Source organism: Micromonospora sp. NPDC050200 (assembly GCF_040656135.1).
Lineage (GTDB): Bacteria > Actinomycetota > Actinomycetes > Mycobacteriales > Micromonosporaceae > Micromonospora.
The window spans coordinates 61994-88374 of record NZ_JBFALG010000023.1 but is presented as its reverse complement, the minus strand read 5'-3'; the positions used below and the strand labels follow the sequence as shown (position 1 = coordinate 88374).

Annotated in this window: 23 protein-coding genes; 19 read left to right on the top strand and 4 right to left on the bottom strand. The window is 71.9% G+C overall.

Features of this window, described 5'->3' with window-relative positions:
• Window positions 1-83 precede the first annotated feature (83 nt).
• The 6 genes from AB0I41_RS17520 (at window position 84) to AB0I41_RS17495 (ending at window position 4662) form a co-directional block, all read left to right on the top strand.
• Complete coding sequence (locus AB0I41_RS17520; RefSeq protein WP_357108162.1) at window positions 84-1097, top strand: hemolysin family protein; 1014 nt, start codon at window positions 84-86, stop codon at window positions 1095-1097.
• Between the two features lie 33 nt (window positions 1098-1130).
• Window positions 1131-2156, top strand: a complete 1026-nt coding sequence (gene trpS, locus AB0I41_RS17515) for a tryptophan--tRNA ligase (protein WP_357108159.1) — start codon at window positions 1131-1133, stop codon at window positions 2154-2156.
• Between the two features lie 43 nt (window positions 2157-2199).
• Window positions 2200-2745, top strand: a complete 546-nt coding sequence (locus AB0I41_RS17510) for a 2'-5' RNA ligase family protein (protein ID WP_357108156.1) — start codon at window positions 2200-2202, stop codon at window positions 2743-2745.
• A gap of 57 nt (window positions 2746-2802) precedes the next feature.
• A complete protein-coding gene (locus AB0I41_RS17505) occupies window positions 2803-3738 on the top strand; it encodes a YhjD/YihY/BrkB family envelope integrity protein (RefSeq protein ID WP_357108153.1) in 936 nt (311 codons plus the stop codon).
• Window position 3739: 1 nt separating this feature from the next.
• Complete coding sequence (locus AB0I41_RS17500; protein ID WP_357108151.1) at window positions 3740-4108, top strand: GntR family transcriptional regulator; 369 nt, start codon at window positions 3740-3742, stop codon at window positions 4106-4108.
• Window positions 4109-4215: 107 nt separating this feature from the next.
• The gene (locus AB0I41_RS17495) at window positions 4216-4662 is read left to right on the top strand and encodes a hypothetical protein (RefSeq protein WP_357108149.1); all 447 of its coding nucleotides are present in this window, start codon (window positions 4216-4218) and stop codon (window positions 4660-4662) included.
• 206 nt (window positions 4663-4868) lie between these two features.
• On the opposite strand, the gene AB0I41_RS17490 is transcribed toward AB0I41_RS17495, so the two are convergent.
• Both AB0I41_RS17490 and AB0I41_RS17485 read right to left on the bottom strand, forming a co-directional pair.
• Entirely contained in the window at window positions 4869-6503 is a 1635-nt protein-coding gene (locus AB0I41_RS17490) for a glycoside hydrolase family 13 protein (RefSeq protein ID WP_357108146.1), read from the bottom strand.
• Window positions 6504-6720: 217 nt separating this feature from the next.
• On the bottom strand, window positions 6721-7806 hold the full coding sequence (locus tag AB0I41_RS17485) for a LacI family DNA-binding transcriptional regulator (RefSeq protein WP_357108144.1): 1086 nt from the start codon (window positions 7804-7806) through the stop codon (window positions 6721-6723).
• 200 nt (window positions 7807-8006) lie between these two features.
• Here AB0I41_RS17485 and AB0I41_RS17480 point away from each other — a divergent pair, with 200 nt between their 5' ends.
• The 12 genes from AB0I41_RS17480 to AB0I41_RS17425 all read left to right on the top strand — a co-directional run bounded on the left by AB0I41_RS17480 (window position 8007) and on the right by AB0I41_RS17425 (window position 23483).
• Window positions 8007-9260, top strand: a complete 1254-nt coding sequence (locus AB0I41_RS17480; RefSeq protein WP_357108142.1) for a maltose ABC transporter substrate-binding protein — start codon at window positions 8007-8009, stop codon at window positions 9258-9260.
• Entirely contained in the window at window positions 9260-10900 is a 1641-nt protein-coding gene (locus tag AB0I41_RS17475) for an ABC transporter permease subunit (RefSeq protein ID WP_357108139.1), read from the top strand. Before AB0I41_RS17480 ends, AB0I41_RS17475 begins: the two co-directional genes overlap by 1 nt.
• Window positions 10897-11826 (top strand): sugar ABC transporter permease, encoded by a 930-nt coding sequence (locus AB0I41_RS17470; RefSeq protein ID WP_357108136.1) that lies wholly within the window; start codon window positions 10897-10899, stop codon window positions 11824-11826. Before AB0I41_RS17475 ends, AB0I41_RS17470 begins: the two co-directional genes overlap by 4 nt.
• Before the next feature lie 255 nt (window positions 11827-12081).
• Window positions 12082-13890: a glycoside hydrolase family 13 protein gene (locus AB0I41_RS17465; protein WP_357108133.1), complete on the top strand. Its 1809-nt coding sequence runs from the start codon at window positions 12082-12084 to the stop codon at window positions 13888-13890.
• A gap of 193 nt (window positions 13891-14083) precedes the next feature.
• Window positions 14084-14425, top strand: coding sequence for a hypothetical protein (locus tag AB0I41_RS17460; protein WP_357108131.1), 342 nt, complete (start codon window positions 14084-14086; stop codon window positions 14423-14425).
• Window positions 14426-14701: 276 nt separating this feature from the next.
• The gene (locus AB0I41_RS17455) at window positions 14702-15769 is read left to right on the top strand and encodes a BMP family ABC transporter substrate-binding protein (protein WP_357108206.1); all 1068 of its coding nucleotides are present in this window, start codon (window positions 14702-14704) and stop codon (window positions 15767-15769) included.
• A gap of 200 nt (window positions 15770-15969) precedes the next feature.
• Window positions 15970-17535 (top strand): ABC transporter ATP-binding protein, encoded by a 1566-nt coding sequence (locus AB0I41_RS17450; protein WP_357108204.1) that lies wholly within the window; start codon window positions 15970-15972, stop codon window positions 17533-17535.
• 76 nt (window positions 17536-17611) lie between these two features.
• Complete coding sequence (locus AB0I41_RS17445) at window positions 17612-18937, top strand: ABC transporter permease (protein WP_357108128.1); 1326 nt, start codon at window positions 17612-17614, stop codon at window positions 18935-18937.
• 3 nt (window positions 18938-18940) lie between these two features.
• Window positions 18941-20221: an ABC transporter permease gene (locus AB0I41_RS17440; RefSeq protein WP_357108125.1), complete on the top strand. Its 1281-nt coding sequence runs from the start codon at window positions 18941-18943 to the stop codon at window positions 20219-20221.
• Window positions 20222-20622: 401 nt separating this feature from the next.
• A complete protein-coding gene (locus AB0I41_RS17435) occupies window positions 20623-21333 on the top strand; it encodes a cytidine deaminase (RefSeq protein ID WP_357108123.1) in 711 nt (236 codons plus the stop codon).
• 54 nt (window positions 21334-21387) lie between these two features.
• The gene (locus AB0I41_RS17430; RefSeq protein ID WP_357108120.1) at window positions 21388-22668 is read left to right on the top strand and encodes a thymidine phosphorylase; all 1281 of its coding nucleotides are present in this window, start codon (window positions 21388-21390) and stop codon (window positions 22666-22668) included.
• Between the two features lie 134 nt (window positions 22669-22802).
• Window positions 22803-23483, top strand: coding sequence for a DUF4272 domain-containing protein (locus tag AB0I41_RS17425; protein WP_357108118.1), 681 nt, complete (start codon window positions 22803-22805; stop codon window positions 23481-23483).
• Window positions 23484-23490: 7 nt separating this feature from the next.
• Here the strand turns inward: AB0I41_RS17425 and AB0I41_RS17420 are convergent, their stop codons facing one another.
• On the bottom strand, window positions 23491-24375 hold the full coding sequence (locus AB0I41_RS17420) for a putative RNA methyltransferase (protein WP_357108201.1): 885 nt from the start codon (window positions 24373-24375) through the stop codon (window positions 23491-23493).
• Window positions 24376-24547: 172 nt separating this feature from the next.
• Between AB0I41_RS17420 and AB0I41_RS17415 the strand changes: the two genes are divergently transcribed.
• The gene (locus tag AB0I41_RS17415) at window positions 24548-25624 is read left to right on the top strand and encodes an adenosine deaminase (RefSeq protein WP_357108115.1); all 1077 of its coding nucleotides are present in this window, start codon (window positions 24548-24550) and stop codon (window positions 25622-25624) included.
• Here the strand turns inward: AB0I41_RS17415 and AB0I41_RS17410 are convergent, their stop codons facing one another.
• The gene (locus AB0I41_RS17410) at window positions 25625-26143 is read right to left on the bottom strand and encodes an ATP-binding protein (protein ID WP_357108112.1); all 519 of its coding nucleotides are present in this window, start codon (window positions 26141-26143) and stop codon (window positions 25625-25627) included.
• Window positions 26144-26381 lie beyond the last annotated feature (238 nt).

Genomic DNA, 26381 nt, shown 5'->3' with positions numbered 1-26381 from the left:
CGCCATTCCATCATGAACCCTCACAGCTGAACAGATACGAACATCGGCCACCGTCGGTGACTCGCAGCCTTACCATCACTTCCATGCGGGAAGCGGGCGGTCCCGGGCTGCGCCGACGCGCGTCGGGGCGGGCCCGACGCCGACCCGGGCCGGTCGCCCGGGCGGTCGCCCGGCTCGTGGTCCGCGCCGCCGACGGCGCCACCCGCCGCGTCACCGACCTGCTCGGGGCCAGCCCGGCGGCCGGGCGGGAACGGATCAGCGAGGACGAGCTGCGCGACCTGGTCGCGGCCAACACCCTGCTCGACCCGGACGAGCGGCGGATCATCGACGAGGTGCTGGTCGCCGGGGCGAGCCTGGTCCGCGAGGTGATGATGCCCCGCACCGAGGTGGTCTTCCTCTCCGCCGGGCTGAGCATCGCCGAGGCCGAGCGGGTGGTCCGGGTTGAGACGCACACCCGCTACCCGGTGATCGACGGCACCCACGACGACGTGGTCGGCTTCGTGCACCTGCGGGACGTGCTGCTGCGCCCCGACCTCGACCCGTGCACCACGGTCGGCGAGCTGACCCGCGAGGTCAAACAGCTGCCCGGCAGCAAGCGGGTGCTCGCCGCGCTGACCGAGATGCGCCGGGAGGGGCACCACCTGGCGGTGGTGGTCGACGAGTACGGCGGCACCGCCGGCATCGTCACGTGCGAAGACCTGATCGAGGAACTGGTCGGGGAGATCCACGACGAGTACGACGCCGCCCCGGAGCCCGTGCACGCCGGCCTGCCCGCCGTGGTGGACGGCCGGCTCAACCTCGCCGACTTCGCCGAGCGGACCGGGGTGCCGCTGCCCGGCGGGCCGTACGAGACGGTCGGCGGCTACCTGATGGCGGCGCTCGGCCGGCTGCCGGTGGCCGGCGACGAGGTGCCGGTGTCCCCGGCCGACACCGCCGCGCCGGACGAGCCGGTCGGGGGCTGGCTGCTGCGGGTGCTTGCCCTGGAGGGGCGCCGGGTGTCCCGGGTGGCGGTCTCCGCCGCGCGCCTGCCCGAGCAGCGACGCGAGGCCCCCGCCCCCACCGCGCCGGCGGCGAGCCGACCCGCCGGCCCGTCATGACGGACGCCCGGCGTTGCTGACAGAATTGCCGGCATGTCCGACGTTCCCGCGCGCCCCCGCGTCTTCTCCGGCATCCAGCCGACGGCCGACTCGTTCCACCTCGGCAACTACCTCGGCGCGGTGCGGCACTGGGTGGCGCTCCAGGAGACCCACGACGCGTTCTACTGCGTGGTCGACCTGCACGCGATCACCGCGGGGCACGACCCGGCCGTGCTGAAGCAGCGGTCCCGGCTGGCCGCCGCGCAGCTCTTCGCGGTGGGGCTCGACCCCGACCGCAGCACCCTCTTCGTCCAGTCGCAGGTGCCCGAGCACTCGCAGCTGGCCTGGGTGCTCGGCTGCATCACCGGCTTCGGCGAGGCCAGCCGGATGACCCAGTTCAAGGACAAGTCGCAGAAGCAGGGCAGCGAACGGGCCAGCGTCGGCCTCTTCACGTACCCGATCCTGCAGGCCGCCGACATCCTGCTCTACCAGGCCAACGCGGTGCCGGTCGGCGAGGACCAGCGGCAGCACCTGGAGCTCTCCCGCGACCTGGCGCAGCGGTTCAACTCGCTGTTCGGCCCGACCTTCACGGTGCCCGCGCCGCACATCGTCAAGGACACCGCGAAGATCACCGACCTGCAGGACCCGACGGCCAAGATGTCGAAGTCGTCCTCCTCGCCGGCCGGCATCATCGACCTGCTGGAGGAGCCGGCCCGCTCGGCCAAGAAGATCCGCTCCGCGGTCACCGACACCGGCCGCGAGATCGTCTTCGACACCGAGACCAAGCCGGGCGTCTCCAACCTGCTGACCATCTACTCGGCGCTCTCCGGACGGGGCATCGACGACCTGGTCGCCGCGTACGCCGGCAAGGGCTACGGGGACCTCAAGAAGGACCTCGGCGAGGTGGTCCGGGAGTTCGTCACCCCGATCCAGGAGCGCACCGACGCCTACCTCGACGACCCGGCGCAGCTGGACAAGCTGCTCGAGACCGGCGCGGAGAAGGCCCGCGCGGTCGCCGCGGCGACGCTGCGGGCCGCGTACGACCGGATCGGGTTCTTCCCGCCGGTCCGCTTCGAGTAACGGCCCCGGGCCGACGGGTACGGGTGGAGGGGTGGCGCGGAGCGTGGATCGCAGGGACGGGGCGCCGGTGGCCGGCGGCACCATCCAGATCGGAATCGCGGTGGACGTCCCGGAGCCGTGGGGCGACATGCTCACCCGGCGCCGGGTCGAGGCGGGCGACCCTCAGGTGGTTCCGGCGCACGTGACGCTGCTCGGGCCCACCGAGATCCCGGTGGCGGGGCTGCCGGCGGTCGAGGAGCACCTGGCCCGGGTCGCCGCCACCCACCTGCCGTTCACCCTGCACCTGCGCGGCACCGGCACGTTCCGGCCGGTGACCCAGGTGGTCTTCGTGGCGGTGGCCGCCGGGATCAGCGAGTGCGAGCTGCTCGCCGCCGCCATCAACGCCGCGCCAGAGCTGCACCGGCAGGCCCGCTTCCCGTACCACCCGCACGTCACCGTCGCGCAGGACGTCGCCCCCGACGCGCTGGACCGGGCGTACGAGGACCTGGCCGACTTCTCGGCCATGTTCGAGGTCGACTCGTTCACCCTCTTCTCGCACAGCGGCGAGACCCGGTGGCAACCGCGCCGGGACTTCCGGCTCGGCGGCTGACCGGGCCGGGTGGCCACATGCCCGCCAAGGGGGCGGGAGATCGGCGAGGATGACGTGGTGGACGCGTGGGGCCGGCTGACGGCCGGCATCGACCGTCGGTTCACCGCGGCCCGGCACCGGTGGCCCCGCTTCGACCACCTGTGGCGGGCGATCGACCTGTACGGGAACGTGCTGGGCGGACGGCTGGCCGCAGCGATCGCCTACTACGGCTTCTTCGCGGTCTTCGCGCTCGCCCTGGTGGCGTACTCGGTCTTCGGGGCGGTCCTGAAGGACAACGACGGGGTCAGTCACGCCGCGGCCCGCTTCCTGCGGGAGAACCTGCCGTTCATCAACCCGCAGCAGGTCGCCGAGAGCAGCAAAGCGGTCGGGGTGGTCGGCCTGGTCATCCTGGTCTTCACCGGGATCGGCTGGGTGGAGGCGATCCGCTCCTCGCAGCGGCTGATGTACGGCTTCAACCAGCAGCCCGGCAACCTGGTGGTGCGCCGCCTGGTCGACCTGGGCGTGCTGGTGCTGGTCTTCGTGATGCTCGGCGTGTCGGTGGTGGCCGTCGACGCCCTGGGGTCCCTGCTGCGCTTCCTGCTGCGGGCCACCGGGTCGGTCGGGCTGACCACGGTCAGCGCGATGCTCAGCGTGCTGGTCAACGCGGTGCTGGTGACGGCGCTGCTGGTGGCGGTGCCCCGGCTGCGGATGAGTCGGCGGCGGCTGCGGCCGGTGGTGCTGATCGTCGCGGTGGGGATCACGCTGCTGAACACCGTCGGGCGCTACTACGTGATGCGGACCGAGCGGAACCCGGCGTACACGGTGGTGGCCGGTGCGGTGGGCCTGCTGCTCTACCTGTACCTGCTCAACCAGATGCTGCTCTTCGGCGCGGCGCTCGCCGCGACCAGCCGGCACGGGCGGGTGGTCGACCTTTCCGCCGGGCCCGCCCCGGCGGACCTCGACGTCGAGCTGGAGCCGGACACCGGTCCGGGTACGCCGGGAGGGGCTGGCTGACGTGCTGATCGAGATCGACCCGGGGTCGACGGTGCCCCCGTACGAGCAGGTGCGCGGGCAGTTGGCGGCGATGGTGGGCGACGGGCGGCTGCCGGTGGGCACCCGGCTGCCCCCGGTGCGCCAGTTCGCCGCCGAGTTGGGGCTGGCGGCGAACACGGTGGCCCGGGCGTACCGGGAGCTGGAGGCGGCCGGGCTGCTGGAGACCCGGGGGCGGCACGGGACGTACGTCGCGCCGGGCCGCGACGACGCGACCGACCGGTTGCAGCGGGCGGCGGCCCGGTACGCCGACGAGGCGGTGCGGCTCGGCGTGCCGCCGGACCGGGCGCTGGCCCTGGTCCGTGCCGCCCTCGACGCCGCCCGCCCGGGGTGAGCGGCACGGCCGGGACCTGGTGGAGAGGTCAGGAACCGACGATGCGCGAACCGGCAGTTGCGGCAAATGCCACTCACCTTTCCGCCCCGACCGGCCATGATGAGCGCGTGGGCGCACTCGTGACGTTGGACCTGCCGGACGACTCGCCGATGCTCGGCCTGCCGTGGATCATCACGTTCGGCCCGCTCGGCGACCCGGCGGAGTGGGAGCCGGTGGTCTGCGGCCCGTACGAGCGCCCGCACGCGCTGGCCCTGGCCGAGGCGGTGGTGGCCGAGGAACAGCTGATGGCGGTGGTCGAGCCGTTGGTGCCGGCGTTGTCGGCCGAGGAGGTGCGCGGCGAGATCGCCGCCGCGCAGCTCGCCGCCGCGGACGAGGCGGCCCGGATCGACGAGTCCGATCTCTACGGTGACTTCTCCGACGTCATCGACGAGGAGTTGGAGCAGGCCGCCGCGCGGGAGGAGCACCCGGCCGAGCCGCTGCCCGCGCCCAGCGAGGAGGAGCTGCGGGCCGGCTTCGACCGGATCGCCGAGCTGCTGCGGCGCAAGGGCCGCTGACCCCTCACCGCGGCGGGCGGTCCAGCACGCAGAACTCGTTGCTGGCGCGTCGGCGACGGAGCGGGCCGAACGGACACCGGCGCCCCGGGGAGTGGGCCCCCCGAGGCGCCGGTGCCACCTCACCCCCCACCACAAGGGGTCGGCGGCCCAGTCGCCCGTCGGCGCGGGGCACAACGAACGACCAGGTCAATGGCGGGTTACCCGGCTCAGCGCCGTTCGAACCACGCGGCTGCGTCCACCGGCAGGAGATGACCCGATCCCTGCTCGGTGAGTTCCTCGCTCGCGACAACCGGCCGGCCGTACCCCTCGACGAGGGCCGGGGCGCCGCTGATGTTGACCACGCAGGTCAGCGTGGTGTCGCCGCCGGTGCGGTGGAAGGCCAGCATGCCGGGCCCGCCCTCCAGCCAGGTCACCCCGCCGATCGTGCCGGCCAGCGCCGGGTGCTCGTGCCGGATCCGCAGCGCGGCGCGGTAGAGCTCCAAGGTGGACCCGGCGACGCCGGTCTGGGCGGCCACCGAGAGGGCACGCCAGGTCGCGGGGGCCGGCAGCCAGCTCAGCTCGCTGCCCTCCGGGCCGAAGCCGTACGGGGCCAGCTCGCCGCTCCACGGGATTGGCACCCGGCAGCCGTCGCGGCTCTCCCCGGTACGCAGGAACGCGGGGTCCTGGCGCAGCTCGTCGGGGAGGTCCAGCACCTCCGGCAGGCCCAGCTCCTCGCCCTGGTAGACGTAGGCGCAGCCGGGCAGGGCCAGCATCAGCAGCGCGGCGGCCCGGGCCCGGCGCAGGCCGACCTCGCCGTCGCCGTACCGGGTGACGTGCCGCTGCCGGTCGTGGTTGGAGAGCACCCAGGTGGTCGGGGCGCCGACGATGGTGGACTCGGCCAGCGCGGTGTCGACGACCTTGCGGAACGAGTCGGCCGACCAGGTGGCGTCGAGGAAGTCGAAGCTGAACGCCTGGTGCAGCTCGTCCGGGCCGATGTAGCGGGCCAGCCGCTGCGGGGTCTCCGCCCACGCCTCGGCCACGGCCATCCGGCCGCCCGGGTAGCTGTCCAGGATCGGCCGCCAGGCGCGGTAGATCTCGTGCACCTCGTCCTGGTCGAAGTAGGGCAGGGCGCCCTTGCCGAGCAGTTCGGACTGGCGCTGGCCGGTGGTCATCGAGCTGAAGCCGACGTCCGGCAGCCCCTCGGCCTTGATCATCCCGTGCGCCACGTCGATCCGGAAGCCGTCCACGCCCCGGTCCAGCCAGAAGCGCAGCACGTCCTCGAATTCGGCGCGCACCTCGGGGTGCCGCCAGTTCAGGTCGGGCTGGGCCGGGTCGAACAGGTGCAGGTACCACTGGCCGTCGGGCACCCGGGTCCAGGCCGGGCCGCCGAAGATGCTCTCCCAGTCGTTGGGGGGCAGCTCGCCCCGCTCGCCCCTGCCGTCGGCGAAGAGGTAGAACTCCCGCTCCGGCGAGTCCGGGCCGGCGGCCAGCGCGGCCTGGAACCACAGGTGCGCGCTGGAGGTGTGGTTGGGCACCAGGTCGACGATGATCCGCAGGCCCAGCGTGTGCGCGTCGGTGATCATCGCGTCGAAGTCGGTGAGCGTGCCGAACAGCGGGTCGACGTCGCGGTAGTCGGCGACGTCGTAGCCGGCGTCGATCTGCGGCGAGGTGTAGAAGGGGGTCAGCCAGAGCGCGTCGACCCCGAGGTCGCGCAGGTACGGCAGCCGCTCCCGGATGCCCCGGAGGTCACCCACGCCGTCGCCGTCGGCGTCGGCGAAGCTGCGGACGTAGACCTGGTAGACGACCGCGGAACGCCACCAGTCGTCGTCGGAGGTCAGCGGCGTGGGGTTGGTGGCGGTCATCGGTGACGATCCCCGTTTCTGTGGCGCGGGACGGCGAGCACCCGCACGCGGGCGGGTGGTGGGCGCGGGTGTCAGAGCAGAATGCCGCCCGATGGCTGCAAGAGTCAAGCATTCCTTGCGCAAGAAATGCTGTCGCTCGCTGTCAGGGCAGGGCGACGACCGTGCGAGCGCTCACAACCCGGGACGGCTGGCGTCGGGCGGGGAGGGCGGGCGCGAGTCAGGCGGGGACGACGAGCGCGGGCGGCGCCGGCCGCTGCCGCGCCTCGCCCGGAGCCGGGGTGGCGCCGGCCGGGCGGACGACCGCGGTGGAGCCCCGGACCACCAGTTCCGGGCGGAACAGGTACTCCGAGTGCGGCGCGCCGTGGCCGTTGATCTCGTCGACCAGGGCCCGCACCGCGGCGACCGCCATGGCGGCGACCGGCTGGCGCATGGTGGTCAGCGGCGGGTCGGTGAAGGCCATCAGCGGGGAGTCGTCGTAGCCGACCACGGAGAGGTCCCCCGGGACCGACATGCCGCGCTGCCGGGCCGCCCGGATCGCGCCGAGCGCCATCAGGTCGGATCCGCAGACGACGCCGGTGACCCCGCGCTCGATCAGCCGGCCGGCGGCCGCCTCGCCGCCCTCCACGCCGAAGAGCGAGAGCTCGGCCAGCTCCTCCAGGTCCCGCTCGGTCGCGCCGGCGAGCCGGGACATCGCGGTACGCCAGGCGGCCACCTTGCGCTGCACCGGGACGAACCGGTCCGGGCCGGTGATCAGGCCGATCCGGCGGTGGCCGAGTGCGACCAGGTGGGCGACGGCCAGTTCGGCGGCCTCGCCGTCGTCGCAGGAGACGAAGGGGGCGGCGATGTTCGGGACGTATCCGTTGATCATGACGACGGGCAGCGGGCGGGCGATCAGCGCGCGGTAGCGGTCGTGGTTGGCGGCGGTGTCGGCGTGCAGGCCGGAGACGAAGACGATCCCGGAGACCTGGCGGTCCAGCAGCATCTCGACGTACTCGTCCTCGGTGACCCCGCCGGGGGTCTGGGTGCACAGCACCGGGGTGAACCCGCTCTGGGCCAGGGTGGACTCGATGACCTGGGCGAACATCGGGAAGATCGGATTGTCCAGCTCGGGGACGACCAGCCCGACCAGCCCGGCGCTGCGCTTGCGCAGCCGGGCGGGGCGTTCGTAGCCGAGCACGTCGAGGGCGGTGAGGACGGCCTGCCGGGTCTCGGGGGCCACGCCGGGGCGGTCGTTGAGCACCCGCGACACCGTGGCCTCGCTGACTTCGGCCTGCTGGGCGATGTCGGACAGTCGAGCGCGCATGGCGGCACTTTAGCTCACCGGCAAGTTCTTGCGTACACTCCTGCAAGCCCTTCCATTATCTGAAACCTCTTGCTAACGTCCCCGCAACACGCGAGAGCAGCGGCGCAGCACCCCGCGCCGGTTGGCAAGAATTTACCGAGGATTCCACTGGCGGGCCCGGCCTTCCCCCCCGGCGGGTCGCCATGACGACAGGAGTACCGATGCGCATCCGTACCGCGGGTGTGGTCACCGTTCTCGGCCTGGCGCTCGCCGCCTCCGGCTGCGGCGGCGACAACAAGAACGACGAGCCGGCCGCCAAGGCGACCTCCCAGGCGGCGAGCGGCAAGCTCGTCATCTGGGCCGACGACAAGCGGACCGCGGCGCTCAAGCCGTTCGCCGAGAAGTTCGGCCAGGAGAACGGCGTCACCGTCGAGGTGCAGGCCGTCTCCAAGGACCTGCAGACGAACTTCGTCAGCGCGTCCGGTCAGGGCAGTGGCCCGGACGTCGTGGTCGGCGCGCACGACTGGATCGGCAACCTGGTGCAGAACGGCGCCATCGACCCGGTGCAGCTCGCGGCCGAGCAGAAGAGCGGGTTCAACGAGACCGCGATCAAGGCCGTGACCTTCAACGGTCAGCTCTTCGGCGTGCCCTATGCCCAGGAGAACCTGGCGCTGATCCGCAACACCGAGCTGGCCCCCGAGGCGCCGAAGACCATTGAGGACCTCGTCGCCACCGGCAAGAAGCTCAAGGCGGAGAAGAAGGTCACCGAGACCCTCTGCCTGCAGGTGGGCCAGAACGGCGACGCCTACCACATCTACCCGCTGTACACCTCGGCCGGCGGTTACCTCTTCGGCACCACCGCCAACGGTGACTACGACCCGAAGGACCTGGGCGTGGGCAAGCCGGAGTCGGTCGAGGCGTTCAAGAAGATCGGTGCCCTCGGCGAGAAGGGCGAGGGCGTGCTGAAGCGCTCCATCGCCGACACCAACTCGATCGCCACCTTCACCGGCAAGAAGTGCGCCTACCTGGTTTCCGGGCCGTGGGCCACCGCCGACGTCAAGAAGGCCGGCATCAAGTACGACATCTCCGCGATCCCCGGCTTCACCGGTGGCAAGGAGGCCCAGCCGTTCGTGGGCGTCCAGGCCTTCTACGTGGCCGCGAAGGCCAAGAACAAGGCCCTGGCCCAGGAGTTCGTCGCCAACTACGTGACCAAGCCGGAGCTGGCGGTGGCGCTGTACAACGCCGAACCGCGCCCGCCGGCGCTGACCGCCGCCCTCGACCAGGTCAAGGGCAGCGACCCGGACCTGGGCAAGTTCCAGGAGGCCGGCAAGAACGGCCAGGTGCTCCCGGCGATCCCGGCCATGGCCGCGATCTGGGACCCGTTCAGCAAGGCCGAGGCCGCCGTCATCGGTGGTGCCGACCCGGCCAAGACGATCACCTCGGCCGGTAAGACGATCTCCGGTCAGATCAAGTAATGAGCGCGTCGCTGTCCGGCCCGGGGTCTGCCACGCAGACCCCGGGCCGGGGGCCCGTCCGCTCCGGGCTCCCGCGCACGTCCCGCGACGCGCGGCACCACACGCCGATCACCCTGACCGGCCTTGCGGTCAAGGTGGTCCTGCTCGGCCTGGTGGCCGGGATCGCGATCTGGGCGGCGTTCCCGCTCATCGAGGCCGAGAAATGGCCCGCTCTGGCCGTGCTGGTGCTGACCACCGCCGGCCTGTTCTACCTCTACCTCACCCGCCGGCACATCCCGGCGAAGTACCTGGTTCCGGGCACGCTCTTCCTGATCGCCTTCCAGATCGTCCCGGTGCTCTACACCGCCAGCACCGCGTTCACCAACTTCGGCGACGGGCACCGCAGCAGCAAGGACGCCGCGGTCGTCGCCATTCAGAGCTCGTCGGTCAGGCAGGTCGCCGGCTCCACCGAGTACGCGCTCTCCGTCGCGACCAAGGGCGACCCGACCACCGGGCCGCTGGTCTTCCTGGTCACCGACCCGAAGACCGGTACGGTCTCCGCCGGGGACGCCGGCGGGCTGCGCCAGCTCGACGCCTCCGAGGTCACCGTCGCGCCGGGCGGCAAGGTAACCGCCGCCGAGGGCTACCAGGTGCTGAACTTCGGCCAGGCCAGCGCCCGCAGCAAGGACATCACGGACCTCATCGTCCCGACCGCCAGCGGCGCACTCCGCTCGTCCGGCCTGTCCCGGGCGTACGAGGGCAAGGCGGTCCGGGCGTACGACGCGGGCTGCGACTGCGTCACGGACAGCGAGACCGGCAAGACGTGGACCGCCGACGAGGAGGTGGGCGCCTTCGTCGCCGGCGACGGCGAGCGGCTGGCCCAGGGCTGGAAGGTCAACGTCGGCCTCTCGAACTTCACTCGGGTGCTCACCGACGAGAACATCTCCGGGCCGTTCCTCGGGACGCTGCTCTGGAACTTCGCCTTCGCCATCGGCTCCACCGGCGGCACGTTCGCCCTCGGCATGCTGATCGCGCTCGCGCTGCACTCGCCCCGGATGCGCGGCACCAACCTCTACCGGGTGCTGCTGATCCTGCCGTACGCCATGCCGTCGTTCGCGATGCTGCTGGTCTGGCGGGACATGTTCAACACCGACTTCGGCCTGATCAACAACCTGTTCGGGCTCGGGGTCGACTGGTTCGGCCAGGACTGGACGGCCCGCTTCGCGGTCATCCTGGTCCAGCTCTGGCTCGGCTACCCCTACATGTTCCTGGTGGCGACCGGTGCGTTGCAGGCCATCCCGCGGGAGCTGACCGAGGCGACCTCGGTCGACGGAGCCTCGCCGTGGCAGTCGTTCAAGGCGGTCACCCTGCCGCTGCTGCTGGTCGCGCTCTCCCCGCTGCTGATCTCGTCGTTCGCGTACAACTTCAACAACTTCAACGCGATCTACCTGACCACCGAGGGCGCGCCCTTCCCGGCGGGCAACCCGACCAACGGGGCGACCGACCTGCTGATCACCTACACCTACCGGCTGGCGTTCGGCGGACAGGGTGCCCAGTTCGGCTTCGCCGCGGCGATCTCGCTCTTCATCTTCACCATCGTCGCGGTCGTCTCGGCGATCAGCTTCCGGCGCACCCGCAAGCAGGAGGAGGTGTACGCATGACCACGCTCACCGGCGCCCCCGTCACGGGCGGCGCGGCCGGCTCCCAGCCGGTCAACCGCAAGGCGGGTCGGCGCGGGAACCGCTGGTTCGCGCAGGTCGGCTGGCGGCACCTGGTTGGCGCGCTCGGGGTCGCGTTCAGCCTCTTCCCGATCCTGTTCGTCATCTCCGCGGCGCTCAACCCGCTGGGCACCCTCTCCTCGACGGAGCTGGTGCCGACCGGCGGGGTGTCGTTCGGCAACTTCGGTGAGCTGTTCGCGCGTACCGCGTTCGAACGGTGGCTCGTCAACTCGCTGCTCATCGCGGGTGTCGCCTCGTTCGCGTCGGTCTTCCTATCCGCGCTCGCGGCGTACGCCTTCTCCCGGATGCGCTTCCGCGGCCGGCGGGTCGGGCTGCTCTCGGTGCTGCTGATCCAGATGTTCCCGCAGTTCCTGGCGATCGTGGCGATCTTCCTGATCTTCGGCACGATCACCGACCTGTGGCCGGCGATCGGCTTCAACACCCCGTGGGGCCTGCTGCTGCTCTACATGGGTGGCGCGCTCGGGGTGAACACCTGGCTGATGAAGGGCTTCTTCGACACGCTCCCACGGGAACTGGACGAGTCGGCCACCATGGACGGCGCCACGCACGCCCAGGTCTTCTTCCGGATCATGCTGCCGCTGGTGGCGCCGATCCTGGCGGTGACCGGCCTGCTCGCCTTCATCGGCACCACCAACGAGTTCCTGATGGCGAACGTCTTCCTCACCGACACGAACTCGAAGACCCTCGCGGTCGGCATGTACGGCATGTTGCAGGGCAACGAGCGCAACAACAACTTCGGGATCTTCGCGGCGGGCACCCTGCTCACCGCGATCCCGACCGTGCTGGTGTTCCAGTTCCTCCAGCGCTACATCGTCTCCGGCCTCACCTCCGGAGCCGTCAAGGGATAAACAGGAGGGGTGGCCACTCGCCGCGCGGCGCGAGGTGAGTGGTCCGGGGCCGCCGAGGGGCGGGGCGGTCCGCCGAGTGGCGGGGCCGCCCGCCGAAGGTGGGACCGCACCTCCGACGGTGGTTCGCACGCTGCGGCAAGGGCGTCGGGTCGACGTACACCGGAGCAGTCACGGGTTTGGCCGCCGCGGCCGGGAGACCGGCCGTGGCGGGCGAGCCCGCTCTCCCGATCCTCTCGACGCACGAAAGGTCTCGCCATGTCCTTGCAGCCGCACCACGACGGATCCGCCCTCCACGTACCCGAGCAGGAGCCCGCGCTCGGTCAGACCGTGCCGGTCTTCGTCCGAGTCCCGGCCGGCGCCGACGTGCGGACCGTGCACGTGCGGACCACCGGCGACGGTGAGCCCCGGTTCGCCGAGGCCGTCGTGGACCGACGCGCCGGCGGCGACGTCTGGTGGCGGGCCGACGTCGAGGTCCGCAACCCGGTCAGCAACTACCGCTTCATGCTCTCCGGGGCGACGGGCCACCGCTGGCTCAACGCCGCCGGCGTGGTCTCCCACGACGTGCCGGACAACGCCGACTTCAAGCTCGTCAGCTACGCCCCGCCGCCCGCCTGGGCGCGGGACGCGGTGATCTACCAGATCTTCCCGGACCGGTTCGCCCGCTCCGCCGCCGCCGACGGCCGCACTCCGCCGGACTGGGCCGTCCCGTGCGACTGGGACACCCCGGTGATCGGTCGCGGGCCGGAGACGCCGTACCAGTTCTACGGCGGGGACCTGGACGGCGTCACCGAGCGCCTGGACCACCTGGCGCGGCTCGGCGTGAACACCCTCTACCTCACCCCGATCTTCCCGGCCCGCTCCAACCACCGGTACGACGCGGCCAGCTTCGACACCGTCGACCCGCTGCTCGGCGGGGACGCCGCGCTGGCCCGGCTCGCCGACGCGGTCCACGCCCGGGGTTGGCGGCTGCTCGGCGACATCACCAGCAACCACACCGGCGACGCGCACGAGTGGTTCACCACCGCCGCGGCCGACGTGCGCGCCGCCGAGCGGGAGTTGTACTACTTCGACGAGGCCACCGGCGACTACGAGTCCTGGAACGGGGTCACCTCGCTGCCGAAGCTGAACTGGGGCAGCGCCGAGCTGCGCCGGCGCTTCGCCACCGCCGAGGACTCGCTGCTGCGGCGCTGGCTGCGCCCGCCGTACGGGCTGGACGGCTGGCGGGTCGACGTGGCCAACATGACCGGCCGGCGGGGCGCGGACGCGTACACCCACGAGGTGGCGCGGCTGCTGCGCGAGGTGGTCGCCGACACCCGCGCCGACGGCCTGCTGCTCGCCGAGCACGGCCACGACCACACCGGCGACCTGGACCGGGACGGCTGGCACGGCACCATGAACTACGTCGGCTTCACCGACCCGGTCTGGTCCTGGCTGCGGCGCGGCGCGGAGCCGGTGCCGAACTTCCTCGGCACCCCGGGCGGGGTGCGGCGGCGGGACGCCGACGCGGTGCTGGCCACCATGGACACCTACCGGTCGCTGATCTCCTGGCGCTCGTACACCCACTCGTGGCAGCTGCTCGGCTCGCACGACTCGGCCCGGATCCGCACCGTGGTCGGCGACGCCGCCCGGCAGGAGGTGGCCGCCGGCCTGCTCGCCACCATGCCGGGCACCCCGGTGGTCTTCGCCGGGGACGAGCTGGGGCTGACCGGCACCAACGGCGAGGGCTCGCGGACCCCGATGCCGTGGCACCGGCCGGAGAGCTGGGACCAGGCCACGCTCACCGCGTACCGGGGGCTGCTGGCGCTGCGCCGGGACGAGCCGGCGCTGCGCCACGGCGGCCTGCGCCGGGTGTACGCCGACGCCGACACCCTGGTCTTCCTCCGCGAGGCCCCGACCGGCGCGGTGCTGGTGCTGGCCCGCCGCGGCCCCGGCACGCCGGTCCGCCTCCCTGGCCTTCCGGCCGGCGAGAACATCTACGGCGGCGCCCCCGCCCTCCGCCCCGACTCGGCCGGCGCCATCACCCTCCCCGCGGACGGCCCCACCTTCCAGCTCTGGCGCCTCTGACCCTCACCCCCCTCAAGGTCCGCGCACTTTCGGAGAAAGAGTGGCTATCCGGCGCGGAATAGGCACTCTTTCTCGGAAAGTGCGGCAGAAGTGCGGGCCCGAGGCGGCGCCGGCCGCCGCGGAGATCACGGTATGGGCTCACCCCGCCGGGCGGCCTACTACAAACTGTCGTTGATGGGGGAGGATGGCCGGCGTGGAAGCTCTTCGGCTGGTACTTCTCTACGTTCATCTGATCGGGTTCGCGCTGCTGCTCGGCGGCGCGATCGCCCAGTACGTCAGCGGCCGGCTGCGGATCAACGCGGCCATGCTCTGGGGCTCGGTGATCGGTCTGCTCACCGGCATCGGCCTCGCCGCGCCGCTGCGCGACGGCGACGAGCCCGCACCCGCGAAGCTTGTTACCAAGTTGGTGCTGGCTCTGCTGATCTTCGTCATGGTCTTCTTCTCCCGTAAGCGGGAGCAGGTCGCCCGCGGCCACTTCCTCGCGATCATCGGGTTGACCCTGGTGAACGCCGCGGTGGCGGTGTTCTGGCGGTAGCCGTCCGGACCCGCCCGGGTCCCGGGGAAAGGGACGTTCGGGACGGCGGGCGGGTCATCTACCAGCACTGTGAGTGATCTGCCCCACGCCAGGGTTACGCCGGGATAACGAGCGTTCAACAGTCGTGCACGATTGGCGGCCGGTGGGTGGGCGCGGGCGTACGCTCCCGTCCGTAACGTGGGATGCCGGCAGCACAACGCTCGCTGGTTCAAGGGCTGCCACCGCACGAGGCGCGGTGTGCAATGGGAAGGAGACGTCTTGCGCTCTGTGCGTGGGATGCGGATCGCCTCCGCCATCGCGGCGGGTGGGCTGGTGCTGGGCGCCGCCGCGTGTGGTGAGGCCCCCAAGGACGACAACAACGCCGGCAGCGGTGCCAAGAAGTACAGCGCCTGCATGGTGACCGACGTCGGCGGCATCGACGACAAGTCCTTCAACACCTCGGCCTGGAAGGGGCTCCAGGAGGCGAAGAAGGCGAACGACAACATCGACATCAAGTACGTCGCGTCGAAGGCCGAGGCGGACTACGAGGTCAACCTGACCGGGTTCGTCAACCAGAAGTGCGACTTCATCCTGGCGGTCGGCGGCCTCATGACCGACGCCACCAAGAAGGCCGCCACCGCGAACCCGAACCAGCAGTTCGGCATCGTCGACTCGAACCCGGGTGTGGACAACATCTACCCGATGCAGTTCGACACCGCGCAGGCCGCGTTCCAGGCCGGCTACCTGGCCGCCGGGATGAGCAAGACCGGCAAGGTCGGGACTTACGGCGGTCTGCCGATCCCGCCGGTGACCATCTTCATGGACGGCTTCGCCGACGGCGTTGCGCACTACAACAAGGCCAAGGGCAAGAACGTCCAGGTCCTCGGTTGGGACAAGGCGACCCAGAAGGGCTCCTTCACCAACGACTTCGTCAAGCAGGACGAGGGCAAGAAGGTCTCCGACGCGCTGGTCGCCCAGGGCGCGGACATCGTCATGCCGGTCGCCGGTGGCGCCGGCCTCGGCACCACCGCCGCGGCCCAGGCCTCGGGCGGCAAGTACTCGGTGATCTGGGTGGACGTCGACGGCTGCGAGAGCACCCCGAACTGCCCGACGCTGGTGACGACCGTCGTGAAGAACATCCCGGACGCCGTCAAGGAGGCCGTGCTCAAGGCCGCCGGTGACGAGAAGCTCCAGGCCAAGCCGGGCTTCGTGGGCACCCTGGCCAACAACGGCGTCTCGATCGCCCCGTACCACGACTTCGACAGCAAGGTCCCGGCGGAGCTCAAGGCCGAGGTCGACAAGATCAAGGCGGACATCGCCGCCGGCACCATCACGGTCACCTCGAAGGCCCAGCCGACCAAGTGACCACCTCCCCGGCCGCCGCGATCGGAACATCGCCAGCGGGGGCCGGCGGGAACCAGGCACGACGATCGGCCGCCTCGGCGTACGTGGGACGACCCCTGTACGCCGGGGCGGCCGATCCGCTCCACCCGCACGGCCGGCCCCCCGGCGGCCGGCCGACCAGCAGCTAGGCTGCACCATCGCTCGCACTCCAGGAGGTTGCGCTGAGACTCGAACTGCGCGGCATCACCAAGCGGTTCGGTGATCTGGTCGCCAACGACCACATCGACCTGACGGTGGAGCCTGGAGAGATCCACGCCCTGCTCGGCGAGAACGGCGCCGGCAAGTCGACCCTGATGAACGTGCTCTACGGGCTCTACCAGCCCGACGAGGGCGAGATTCTGGTCGACGGCCAGCCGCTGAAGCTGAAGGGTCCGTCGGACGCGATCGCGGCCGGGATCGGCATGGTGCACCAGCACTTCATGCTGGTGCCGGTCTTCACGGTCGCCGAGAACATCATGCTCGGCGCCGAGCAGGTCAGGGGCGGCATCGCCGGGTTCCTGGACCGCCGGCGGGCCCGCCGCGAGGTGGCGGAGGTCTCCGAGCGGTACAACCTGCGGGTCGACCCGGACGCGGTGATCGAGGACCTGCCGGTCGGCATCCAGCAGCGGGTGGAGATCGTCAAGGCGCTCACCCGCGACGTCGACCTGCTCATCCTGGACGAGCCGACCGCGGTGCTCACCCCACAGGAGACCGAGGAACTGCTCACGGTCATGCGGTCGCTCAAGGCCGCCGGCAAGTCGATCGTCTTCATCACCCACAAGCTCGGCGAGGTCAAGGCCATCGCCGACCGGATCACCGTGATCCGGCGCGGGAAGACCGTCGGCACGGCCTCTCCGGAGGCCAGCCGGGACGAACTGGCCGCGCTGATGGTCGGCCGCAACGTCCGGCTGACGGTGGACAAGCAGCCCGCAACCCCGGGCAAGCCGATCCTGGAGGTCGCCGGCCTGGTCGTCGACGACGACCGGCAGATCCGCGCCGTCGACGGCGTCGACCTGACCGTGCACGCCGGTGAGGTGCTCGGCATCGCCGGTGTGCAGGGCAACGGGCAGACCGAGCTGATCGAGGCGATCATGGGCCTGCGGCCCACCCTCGCCGGCTCGATCACCCTGGACGGGCAGGCCGTGCACGGCTGGTCGACCAAGAAGGTGCTCCGCGCCGGGGTCGGCTACGTGCCGGAGGACCGCAGCGTCGACGGCCTGGTCAAGGAGTTCTCCGTCGCGGAGAACCTGGTCCTGGACATCTACGACCGGCCGCCCTTCGGTAAGGGCCTGGCGCTCAGGCCGGACGCGATCGTGAAGTCGGCGAAGGAGCGGATCGAGCAGTTCGACGTCCGTACCTCCTCGGCCGACGCCGCGGTGGGCACCCTCTCCGGCGGTAACCAGCAGAAGGTGATCGTGGCCCGGGAGCTGTCCCGGCCGCTGAAGCTCTTCATCGCCGCCCAGCCGACCCGGGGCGTGGACGTCGGCTCGATCGAGTTCATCCACAGCCGGGTCATCCGCGAGCGGGACGTCGGCACCGCCGTCATGGTCGTCTCCAGCGAGCTGGACGAGGTGATCGGCCTGGCCGACCGGATCGCGGTCATGTACCGCGGCCGGATCATCGGCGTCGTGGGCCCGGACACCCCGCGCGAGGAGATCGGCCTGCTGATGGCCGGCATCACCCCGGACACGCCCGGCGGCGCCGTGGCCCCGGCCCCCGAGAGCCCTGGTAACGAGGACGAGGCATGAGCGAGCGTCAGCGAGCGATTCATCGGTACGGCGCAGTGGTGCCTCATGCCGGCGCCGAGCGGAGCGAGGTGGCGGCATGAGCAACCCCAACCCGGCGTCGGGCTCCCCGGACAAGGAGCCGGCGACCGAGGCGGAGCTGACCGCAGCCGGCAAGGCCGACCGCGGCGCCACCATGACCGCCCCGAAGCAGCCCGCGGAACAGCCCCGGCCCACCCTGGGCCGGCTCTTCCTGGACAACCTCTGGGCCGCCAACACGGTCACCGTCACGGTGCTCGCGCTGGTCCTGGCGATGCTGGTCGGCGCGGTCCTGATCATCGTGTCGGACCCGGAGGTGCTGGCCACCTACGGCTACATCACCGCCCGGCCGGCCGACGCGATCAACTCCAGCTGGACGTTGGTCAGCGAGGCGTACGGGAACCTGTTCAAGGGCGCCGTCTTCGACCCCGAGGCGCGCGGCTTCCAAGCGGCGTTGAGCCCGATCTCCGAGACGCTCACCTACACCGCGCCGCTGGTCTTCACCGGCCTGTCGGTCGCGCTCGCCTTCCGGGGCGGCCTGTTCAACATCGGCGCCCAGGGCCAGGCGACCATGGGCGTCATCCTGGCCGCGGTCGCCGGCTTCGCCCTGCCGCTGCCGCCGGTGGTGCACCTGCTCGTCGCGCTGATCGCCGGTGCCGCCGGTGGCGCGATCTGGGGCTTCATCCCCGGCATCCTCAAGGCGCGGACCGGGGCGCACGAGGTGATCAACACGATCATGCTGAACTACGTCGCGGTCTACTTCCTCTCCTGGATCATCATCCAGAACGGGGTGCAGAACCCGGGCCGCTCCGACGCGATCAGCAAGCCGGTCGACACGGCGGCCCAGCTGCCCCGACTGCTCGGCGACAACCTGCGCGTGCACGCCGGCATCCTGGTCGCCGTGCTGGCCACCTGGTTCGTCGCCTGGCTGCTCAACCGCTCCACGCTCGGCTTCGAGCTGCGCGCCGTCGGCGCCAACCCGGACGCCGCCCGGACCGCCGGCATCAGCGTCACCCGGACGTACGTGCTGATCATGGTGATCGCCGGCCTGCTCGCCGGCCTGGGGGGCAGCCAGATGGTGCTCGGGTCCACCGCGAACGCGCTGACCCCGCTGGTCGTCGCGCAGATCGGCTTCGACGGCATCCTGGTGGCGCTGCTCGGCCGGGTGAAGCCGTGGGGCGTGCTGCTGGCCGCGCTGCTCTTCGGCGCGCTGCAGGCCGGCGGCAACCGGATGCAGTCGTACTCGGGGATCTCGCTGGAGCTGGTCACCGTGCTCCAGGCGCTGATCGTCATCTTCATCGCCGCGCCGGCCCTGGTGAAGGCGATCTTCCAGCTCCGGGCCGCCCGCGCCGCCCGGTTGCAGACGAGCCTGGCGAAGGGCTGGTAAGGCATGTCCACCATGGCTGTCCCCGACGTCGCCGTCGCAGCGGTCGACGAGGGCTTCTGGACGCGCAACCGCAAGATCGGCGCGGTCCTGCTGGCGCTGGGCGTGCTCGCCGCGGTGCTCTTCGGCGCGCTCGCCACCGACCGGCAGGCGCGCTTCACCCTCAGCGAGACCGAGGGCGGCGCGGCGCTGGAGATCAACGGCACGGTCGGCGCGATCCTCTTCGGGGTCATCACCGCCGCGGCCGGGGCCGCCCTGCTGGCCGGGATCCCGAAGCGTTGGTTCACCCTGGCGCTCGGCGTCGGGCTGGTCGCCTTCGTGCTGAGCTTCCTGTGCTGGCAGGTGTCGGCCGCCCCCGAGGGCCGCAACTTCATGCCGATGGTCAACATCGTCCGGGCCACCTTCGTCCTGGCCCTGCCGCTGATCTTCGGCGCCCTGGCCGGGGTGCTCTGCGAGCGGTCCGGCGTGGTCAACGTCGCCATCGAGGGCCAACTGCTGATGGGCGCGTTCAGCGGCGCGCTCTTCGGCAGCCTCACCGGCAGCGTCTGGGTGGGCCTGGTCGCCGCGGCGATCGGCGGTGCGTTCATCTCGCTGCTGCTGGCGGTCTTCGCGATCCGCTACCTGGTCGACCAGGTGGTCATGGGCGTCGTGCTGAACCTGCTGGCGGTCGGCGTCACCGGCTTCCTCTACGAGCGGCTGATGCAGACCGACGCGACGAAGTACAACAGCGCGCCGCGCTTCTCCAACTGGGAGATCCCGCTGCTCAGGGACATCCCGTTGATCGGGCCGGCGCTGTTCCGCAGCAACATCTTCCTCTACCTCGGCCTGCTGCTGGTGCTGGTCATCCACATCGCGCTGTTCCGTACCCGGTGGGGCCTGCGGACCCGCTCGGTGGGCGAGCATCCGACCGCGGCGGACACCCTCGGCGTCAAGGTGCTGGGACTGCGCTACCGCAACGTGCTGCTGGCGGGTGTGGTCGCCGGCATCGGGGGCGCCTCCTACACGCTGGCGCTCTACAGCTTCACCAAGAACATGATCGGCGGTAAGGGCTTCATCGCCCTGGCCGCGCTGATCTTCGGCCGGTGGAGCCCGACCGGGGCGCTGCTCGCGGCGCTCTTCTTCGGCTTCGCCGACCAGCTCGCCACCTACCTGGGCGCGATCGGCAGCAGCATCCCCAGCCAGTTCCTGGCGATGCTGCCGTACCTGGCGACGATCCTGGCCGTGGCCGGGCTGGTCGGCCGGGTCCGGGCGCCCGCGGCGGACGGCAAGCCGTACGTCAAGGGCTGAGCCCTCGGCAGACGCCTGTGATCCGTGCCCGGTGGGGATTCCCCGCCGGGCACGGTTGTTTCACGCCGACGCCGACGCCGGGTGCGGCCATTCGGACCCCGCTGGGCGCCGGGCAGGGCAGGCCCCCGGAGGGAAAGGGGCCAAGCGCCTCCAGGTCGGCGGACTCCATCGAGGCCCTTTGGAGCTGATGACACGAATGGATCAGGTGAGTCGTCCACATCATCAGCTCCAAAGCTTCCGACCACACCTGGCGAACGTCGCTCCCCGCGTCTCGCAACGCCCAGGTCGTCCCGATCCCCGTCCGGTATGCCCGCCGGCTTCCGGGTGCCCGCCGGTGTCGGCGGCCACCCGAGGGCGACCCTTCCCGCGCCCCACCAGGGGGGCTTGGGCAGAATGGTGGGATGACCGAGATCGACTGGGAGCGGCTGCGGGCCGCCGCCACCGAGGTGATGCGGCACGCGTACGTGCCGTACTCGAAGTTCCCGGTCGGGGCGGCCGCCCTGGTCGACGACGGCCGGGTGGTGACCGGCTGCAACGTGGAGAACGCCGGCTACGGCGTCACCCTCTGCGCCGAGTGCGGCGTCGTCTCCTCGTTGCACGCCACCGGCGGCGGCCGGCTCGTCGCGATGTCCTGCGTCGACGCCACCGGCGAGCCGCTGATGCCGTGCGGCCGCTGCCGGCAGCTGCTCTGGGAGAACGGCGGCCCGGAGTGTCTGATCGAGTCCAGGGGCGGCCCGCTGCGCATGGCGGAGCTGTTGCCGCACGCCTTCGACGTGGCCGACCTCGAGGCGGTGACCGGGGAACACCCGGTACCGGTGGTGCCGGAACGGCTGGCCGCCTGGCGTGGGCGGGGCACCGTCTTCGTGCACCCCGACATGTCCGCCGGGCAGCAGGTCTGGACGGCGTACTGGGAGCGGTCGGCGGGGGACGCCGAGGGCGCCGAGACCGGGGTGCTGGAGGAGGGCCCGAGCTGGGACGAACCCGCCGAGGCGATCACCTGGGGGCACGCCCGTACGCCCCGGGTGGTGGTGGTCGACGCGAGCGGCACCATCTTCTGGGCCGGCGAGGGCGAACCCCCGATGGAGATCCCCACCCGCTGGCCCGCCGGCTGAACCCTTCACGGCGTACCGCCGATCAGCAGAACTACCAAGCAGAGGAACTCGACGATGAGTGCGTTCACGGCGGTCGACGTCATCCGTACCAAGCGGGACGGGGGTGTGTTGAGCGACGCCCAGATCGACTGGGTGGTCGACGCGTACACCCGGGGGCTGGTTGCCGACGAGCAGATGGCGGCACTGGCCATGGCGATCCTGCTGCGCGGGATGACCCCGCCGGAGATCGCCCGGTGGACCGCCGCGATGATCGCCAGCGGCGAGCGGCTGGACCTGTCCCCGGTGGCCCGGCCGACCGTGGACAAGCACTCCACCGGTGGTGTCGGTGACAAGATCACCCTGCCGCTCACCCCGCTGGTCGCGGCGTGCGGCGGCGCGGTGCCGCAGCTCTCCGGGCGCGGCCTCGGGCACACCGGCGGCACGCTGGACAAGCTGGAGTCGATCCCCGGCTGGCGGGCGGCGCTGACCAACGACGAGTTCATCTCCCAACTGCGCGACGTCGGCGCGGTGATCTGCGCGGCCGGCGAGGGGCTGGCCCCGGCCGACCGCAAGCTGTACGCGCTGCGCGACGTCACCGGCACCGTCGAGGCGATCCCGCTGATCGCCAGCTCGATCATGAGCAAGAAGATCGCCGAGGGCACCGGCGCGCTGGTGCTCGACGTCAAGGTCGGCTCCGGCGCGTTCATGAAGTCCGTCGACGACGCCCGGGAACTGGCCCGGACCATGGTCGAGCTGGGCGGCGCGCACGGCGTGAAGACGGTCGCCCTGCTCACCGACATGTCCACCCCGCTCGGCCTGACCATCGGCAACGCGGTCGAGGTGACCGAGTCGGTGGAGGTGCTGGCCGGCGGCGGCCCCGCCGACGTGGTGGAGCTGACCCTCGCCCTGGCCCGGGAGATGCTGGACGCGGCCGGCCTGCCGGACACCGACCCGGCCGCCGCGCTGCGCGACGGGCGGGCGATGGACGCCTGGCGCAGGATGATCCGCGCGCAGGGCGGCGACCCGGACGCCCCGATGCCGACCGCCAACGAGGTCGAGGTGGTCCGCGCCCAGGCCGACGGCTTCGTCTCCTCCGTCGACGCGTACGCGATCGGGGTGGCCGCCTGGCGGCTCGGCGCCGGGCGGGCCCGCAAGGAGGACCCGGTCAGCGCCGCCGCGGGCGTGGTGCTGCACAAGCGCCCCGGCGACCCGGTCCGGGCCGGCGACCCGCTCTACGAGCTCCGGGCCGACCAGGCCACCCGGATCCCGGCGGCGCGGGCGGAGGCCGAGCGGGCGGTCCGCCTGGCGCCCACCGCGCCGGGCGCGTCGTCGCTGGTCATCGAGCGGATCGGCTGAACGGCCGACCGCCTGTGACTGGTCGGCCGGTGGGGGGATCTCGGCATGGTGCCGACCCGCCGCGGACGCTATCCTCCCAGCCCAGGGGGACAGGCCGGCGGTGACGCCGGAGCGAGCAGACAGGGACTTCGACCGTGTTGGTACCCGCCCCCGATCCCCGGGAAGTCCGTGAGGCGAGCCTGGACGAGCTGTCCCGGCTGCGCCTGCCGTTGCCGCCCGCCCAGTTCCCGCTGGTGTGGGAGCCGGGCGACGAGATCGAGTTGCGTCCCACCGGGGAGATCGAGGCGCGGATCGCGGTCCTGCACCTGATCCTGGCCCGCTGCTTCGGGATGCCGCCGCAGGCGGCGATGAGCTGGCTGCTCGACTCCCACCTGGTCGAGCTGGTCACTCCGCCGGAGTGGCAGTTCGTGATGGGCGGCAACGGTGACCACCGCTCGTTCGTGCTGCACCACGACGCGCTCTTCTCGCTGGCCTGGGTGCTCGGCCTGAGCAAGCAGCTCGACCCGACGATCCCGGTCGACGAGCGGCTGGTGGAGCGGATGCCGCACCTCGCCGCCGGGGAGACGTTCGGCCAGTGGCGGGCTCGGATCCTGGCCGCGCCGCAGCATCCGGCCGACGCCGCCGCCCTGCTCGACCTGCACTACTGCCTGGACTGGGCGTACCTGGAGGCGGAGGAGCGGGGCCTGGCGCTGCCCGGGCTGGTCGACGCCAACGCGATCGGTCAGCGGCGCTGGGCGCTGGAGTGGGCGGTGGTGCTGCGCGGGCCGTACCACGACGAGCCGCCGGGTTGGGAAGAGGTCGACCTGTCCACCTGACTCCGGGTCAGCGCGGGCGCCAGACGGTGAGCCGGACCGCGGCGGTGACCGCCACCGGCTCGGGCAGCGTGGCGACCCGGGCGGCGAGCCGGTCCGGGTCGGTGTGCCAGGCGCTGGGGCCCATCCCGACCAGGGTCGCCACCTCGGCCCGGGTCAGCCGGAGCCGGGCGGTGTGCACGCCGCTGCGCTCGTCGGTGAAGTGACCGGCCAGGCTGTCGGCGACCCGGTCCGCCTTGGCCGGGTCCACCCGAAGCAGGTCGAGCGCGTCGACCAGTTCGGCGAGGTGCGCGTCGGTCGGGGTGACCACCAGCAGCGCCCCGGCCGGGTCGAGCACCCGATGGAACTCCGCGCCGTTGCGCGGGGCGAAGACGTCCAGCAGCACGGCGGTCGAGGCGTCGGCGAGCGGCAGCCGCTGCCAGGTGTCGGCCAGCGCCGCCGCCGCCCGCGGGTGGGCCAGGGCCGCGCGGCGCAGCGCCGGCTTGGAGACGTCCAGGGCCAGACCCACGGCGTCGGGCAGCGCCGCCAGCACCGCGGCGAGGTGCCGCCCGGTGCCCGCCCCGGCGTCCACCACCAGCGGGTACGCCCCGACGCCCGGCTCCCCGTCCGCCCGCCGGCCGCCGGTCACCGGGGCGACGAACCGCGTCGCCGCCTCGGCCAGCGCGGCGGAGATGACGTCGTAGTGCCCGGCGGCCAGGAAGTCGGCCCGGGCGGCCACCATCTCGGCGGTGTCCCCGACGTGCGGGGCGCGGCCGGTGAGCAGGTTGACGTACCCCTGTCGGGCGACGTCGAAGCTGTGCCGGCGCGGGCAGCGCAGCGCGCGGGTGTCGGGGGCCGCGGCCAGCGGTTCGGCGCAGACCGGGCAGCGCAGCCGCGCCACCACCTGCGGGTGCACCGCGTCCCCGGACTGGTCGGGCGGGTGCGGCGCGGTCACCCGGTGAGCCTATGTGAGCGGGGAATGCGCGGTCGCGCCCCCGTCATGCCCGTACGGGGTGGTGCGGTTCACACCGGCGCGCCGCCGGGCGGTCCCGTCCCGGGGGCCGGTCGGGGCTGACTAGGGTCTGAGCATGGTCGCAATCCGATACGAGGACATCGTCAAGGTCCCCAAGGCGCTGCTGCACGATCATCTCGACGGCGGCCTGCGGCCGGCGACGGTCGTCGAACTCGCCGCCGAGGTCGGTCACGAGCTGCCCACCACCGACCCGGAGGCGCTCGGCCGCTGGTTCGTGGAGGCGGCGAACTCGGGTTCGCTGGAACGCTACCTGGAGACGTTCGCGCACACCGTCGCCGTGATGCAGACCGCGCCGGCGCTGCGCCGGGTGGCCCGGGAGTGCGCGCTCGACCTGGCCGCGGACGGCGTGGTCTACGCCGAGGTGCGGTTTGCCCCGGAGCAGCACCTGGAGCAGAACCTCACCCTGGACGAGGTGGTCGAGGCGGTGGTGGCCGGCTTCGTGGAGGGCAGCGCGGAGGCCGCCGCGGCCGGCACGCCGATCCGGGTCGGCACGCTGCTGACCGCGATGCGGCACGCCGCGCGCTCCCAGGAGATCGCCGAGCTGGCGGTGCGGCACCGGGACGCCGGGGTGGTGGGCTTCGACATCGCCGGCGCCGAGGCGGGCTTCCCGCCCACCCGGCATCTGGACGCCTTCGAGTACCTGCAGCGGGAGAACTTCCACTTCACGATCCACGCCGGCGAGGCGTTCGGGCTGCCCTCTATCTGGCAGGCGATCCAGTGGTGCGGCGCGGACCGGCTCGGCCACGGGGTCCGGATCGTGGACGACATCACCCCCGGCCCGCAGCCGGTGCTCGGCCGGCTGGCCGCGTACGTGCGGGACAAGCGCATCCCGCTGGAGCTCTGCCCGTCGTCGAACGTGCAGACCGGCGCCGCCGCGTCGATCGCCGACCACCCGATCGGGCTGCTGCGTGACCTCCGGTTCCGGGTGACGGTCAACACCGACAACCGGCTGATGAGCGGCACCTCGATGTCCCGGGAGATGGCGCTGCTGGTGGACGCCTTCGGCTACGGCTGGAAGGAACTCCAGTGGTTCACCATCAACGCCATGAAGAGCGCCTTCATCCCGTTCGACGAGCGGCTGCGGATCATCGACGAGGTGATCAAGCCGGCGTACGCGAAGCTGCTGGCCTGATCAGTGGTGCGGGTGGCTGGCGATCAGGCCGGCCACCCGCCGCAGCACGTCCCGGGCACGGGCGGCCTCGGCGCCCAGGCCGGTCTGCCGGCGCAGCACCGCCGGTTCGGCGCGCAGCAGCGCCACCCCGCGCCGCAGCAGGACCTTCGGCGCCTTGCGCTGCTCGGCGAGGTCGCGGGTCAGCCGGCGGACGAAGGTCGCCCCGCGCGGGCGACGCAGCGCGTACGCCCCGGCGAGCAGCCCCCGGCGCCGACACTCCTCGACGATCTCGGCGGCGAAGATCCCTTCGGCGACGAAAAGTGGCGATCCGGCCAGTTCGAAGGGCCGGGTGGACACCCGACGGTCGGCACCGATCGCATAAACCGGCACTTCGGCCTTGCCCTCCCGGGCCAGCCGGGCAATTGTTTCCACGGCCGTCCCGGCGTCCCAGGATTCGGGTGAGTCCCAGTCAACCAGTCCGTTCTGGCGTGGCAACGTAGGGTCATCGCCGTCCTTGTAGAAGTCGTCCAGGCAGAGCACTGGTAGTCCGGTTCGATGTGCTACGTACGACTTCCCGGAGCCGGAAGGGCCGGCGAGCAGGACAACGCGGTAACGATATTCCATTACGTTCGGTAACTCCGGCCAGACGGATTGCTATCAAATTGCATCAACATCTCATCACACCCCCGGCGACCGCCAACGTGGGCTTTCTCTTTCAGGGGCGGCGTGATGGAATCTCGGGGGTCCGATCCGCCGGGTCGGTCGCTGGGCGTTGCCC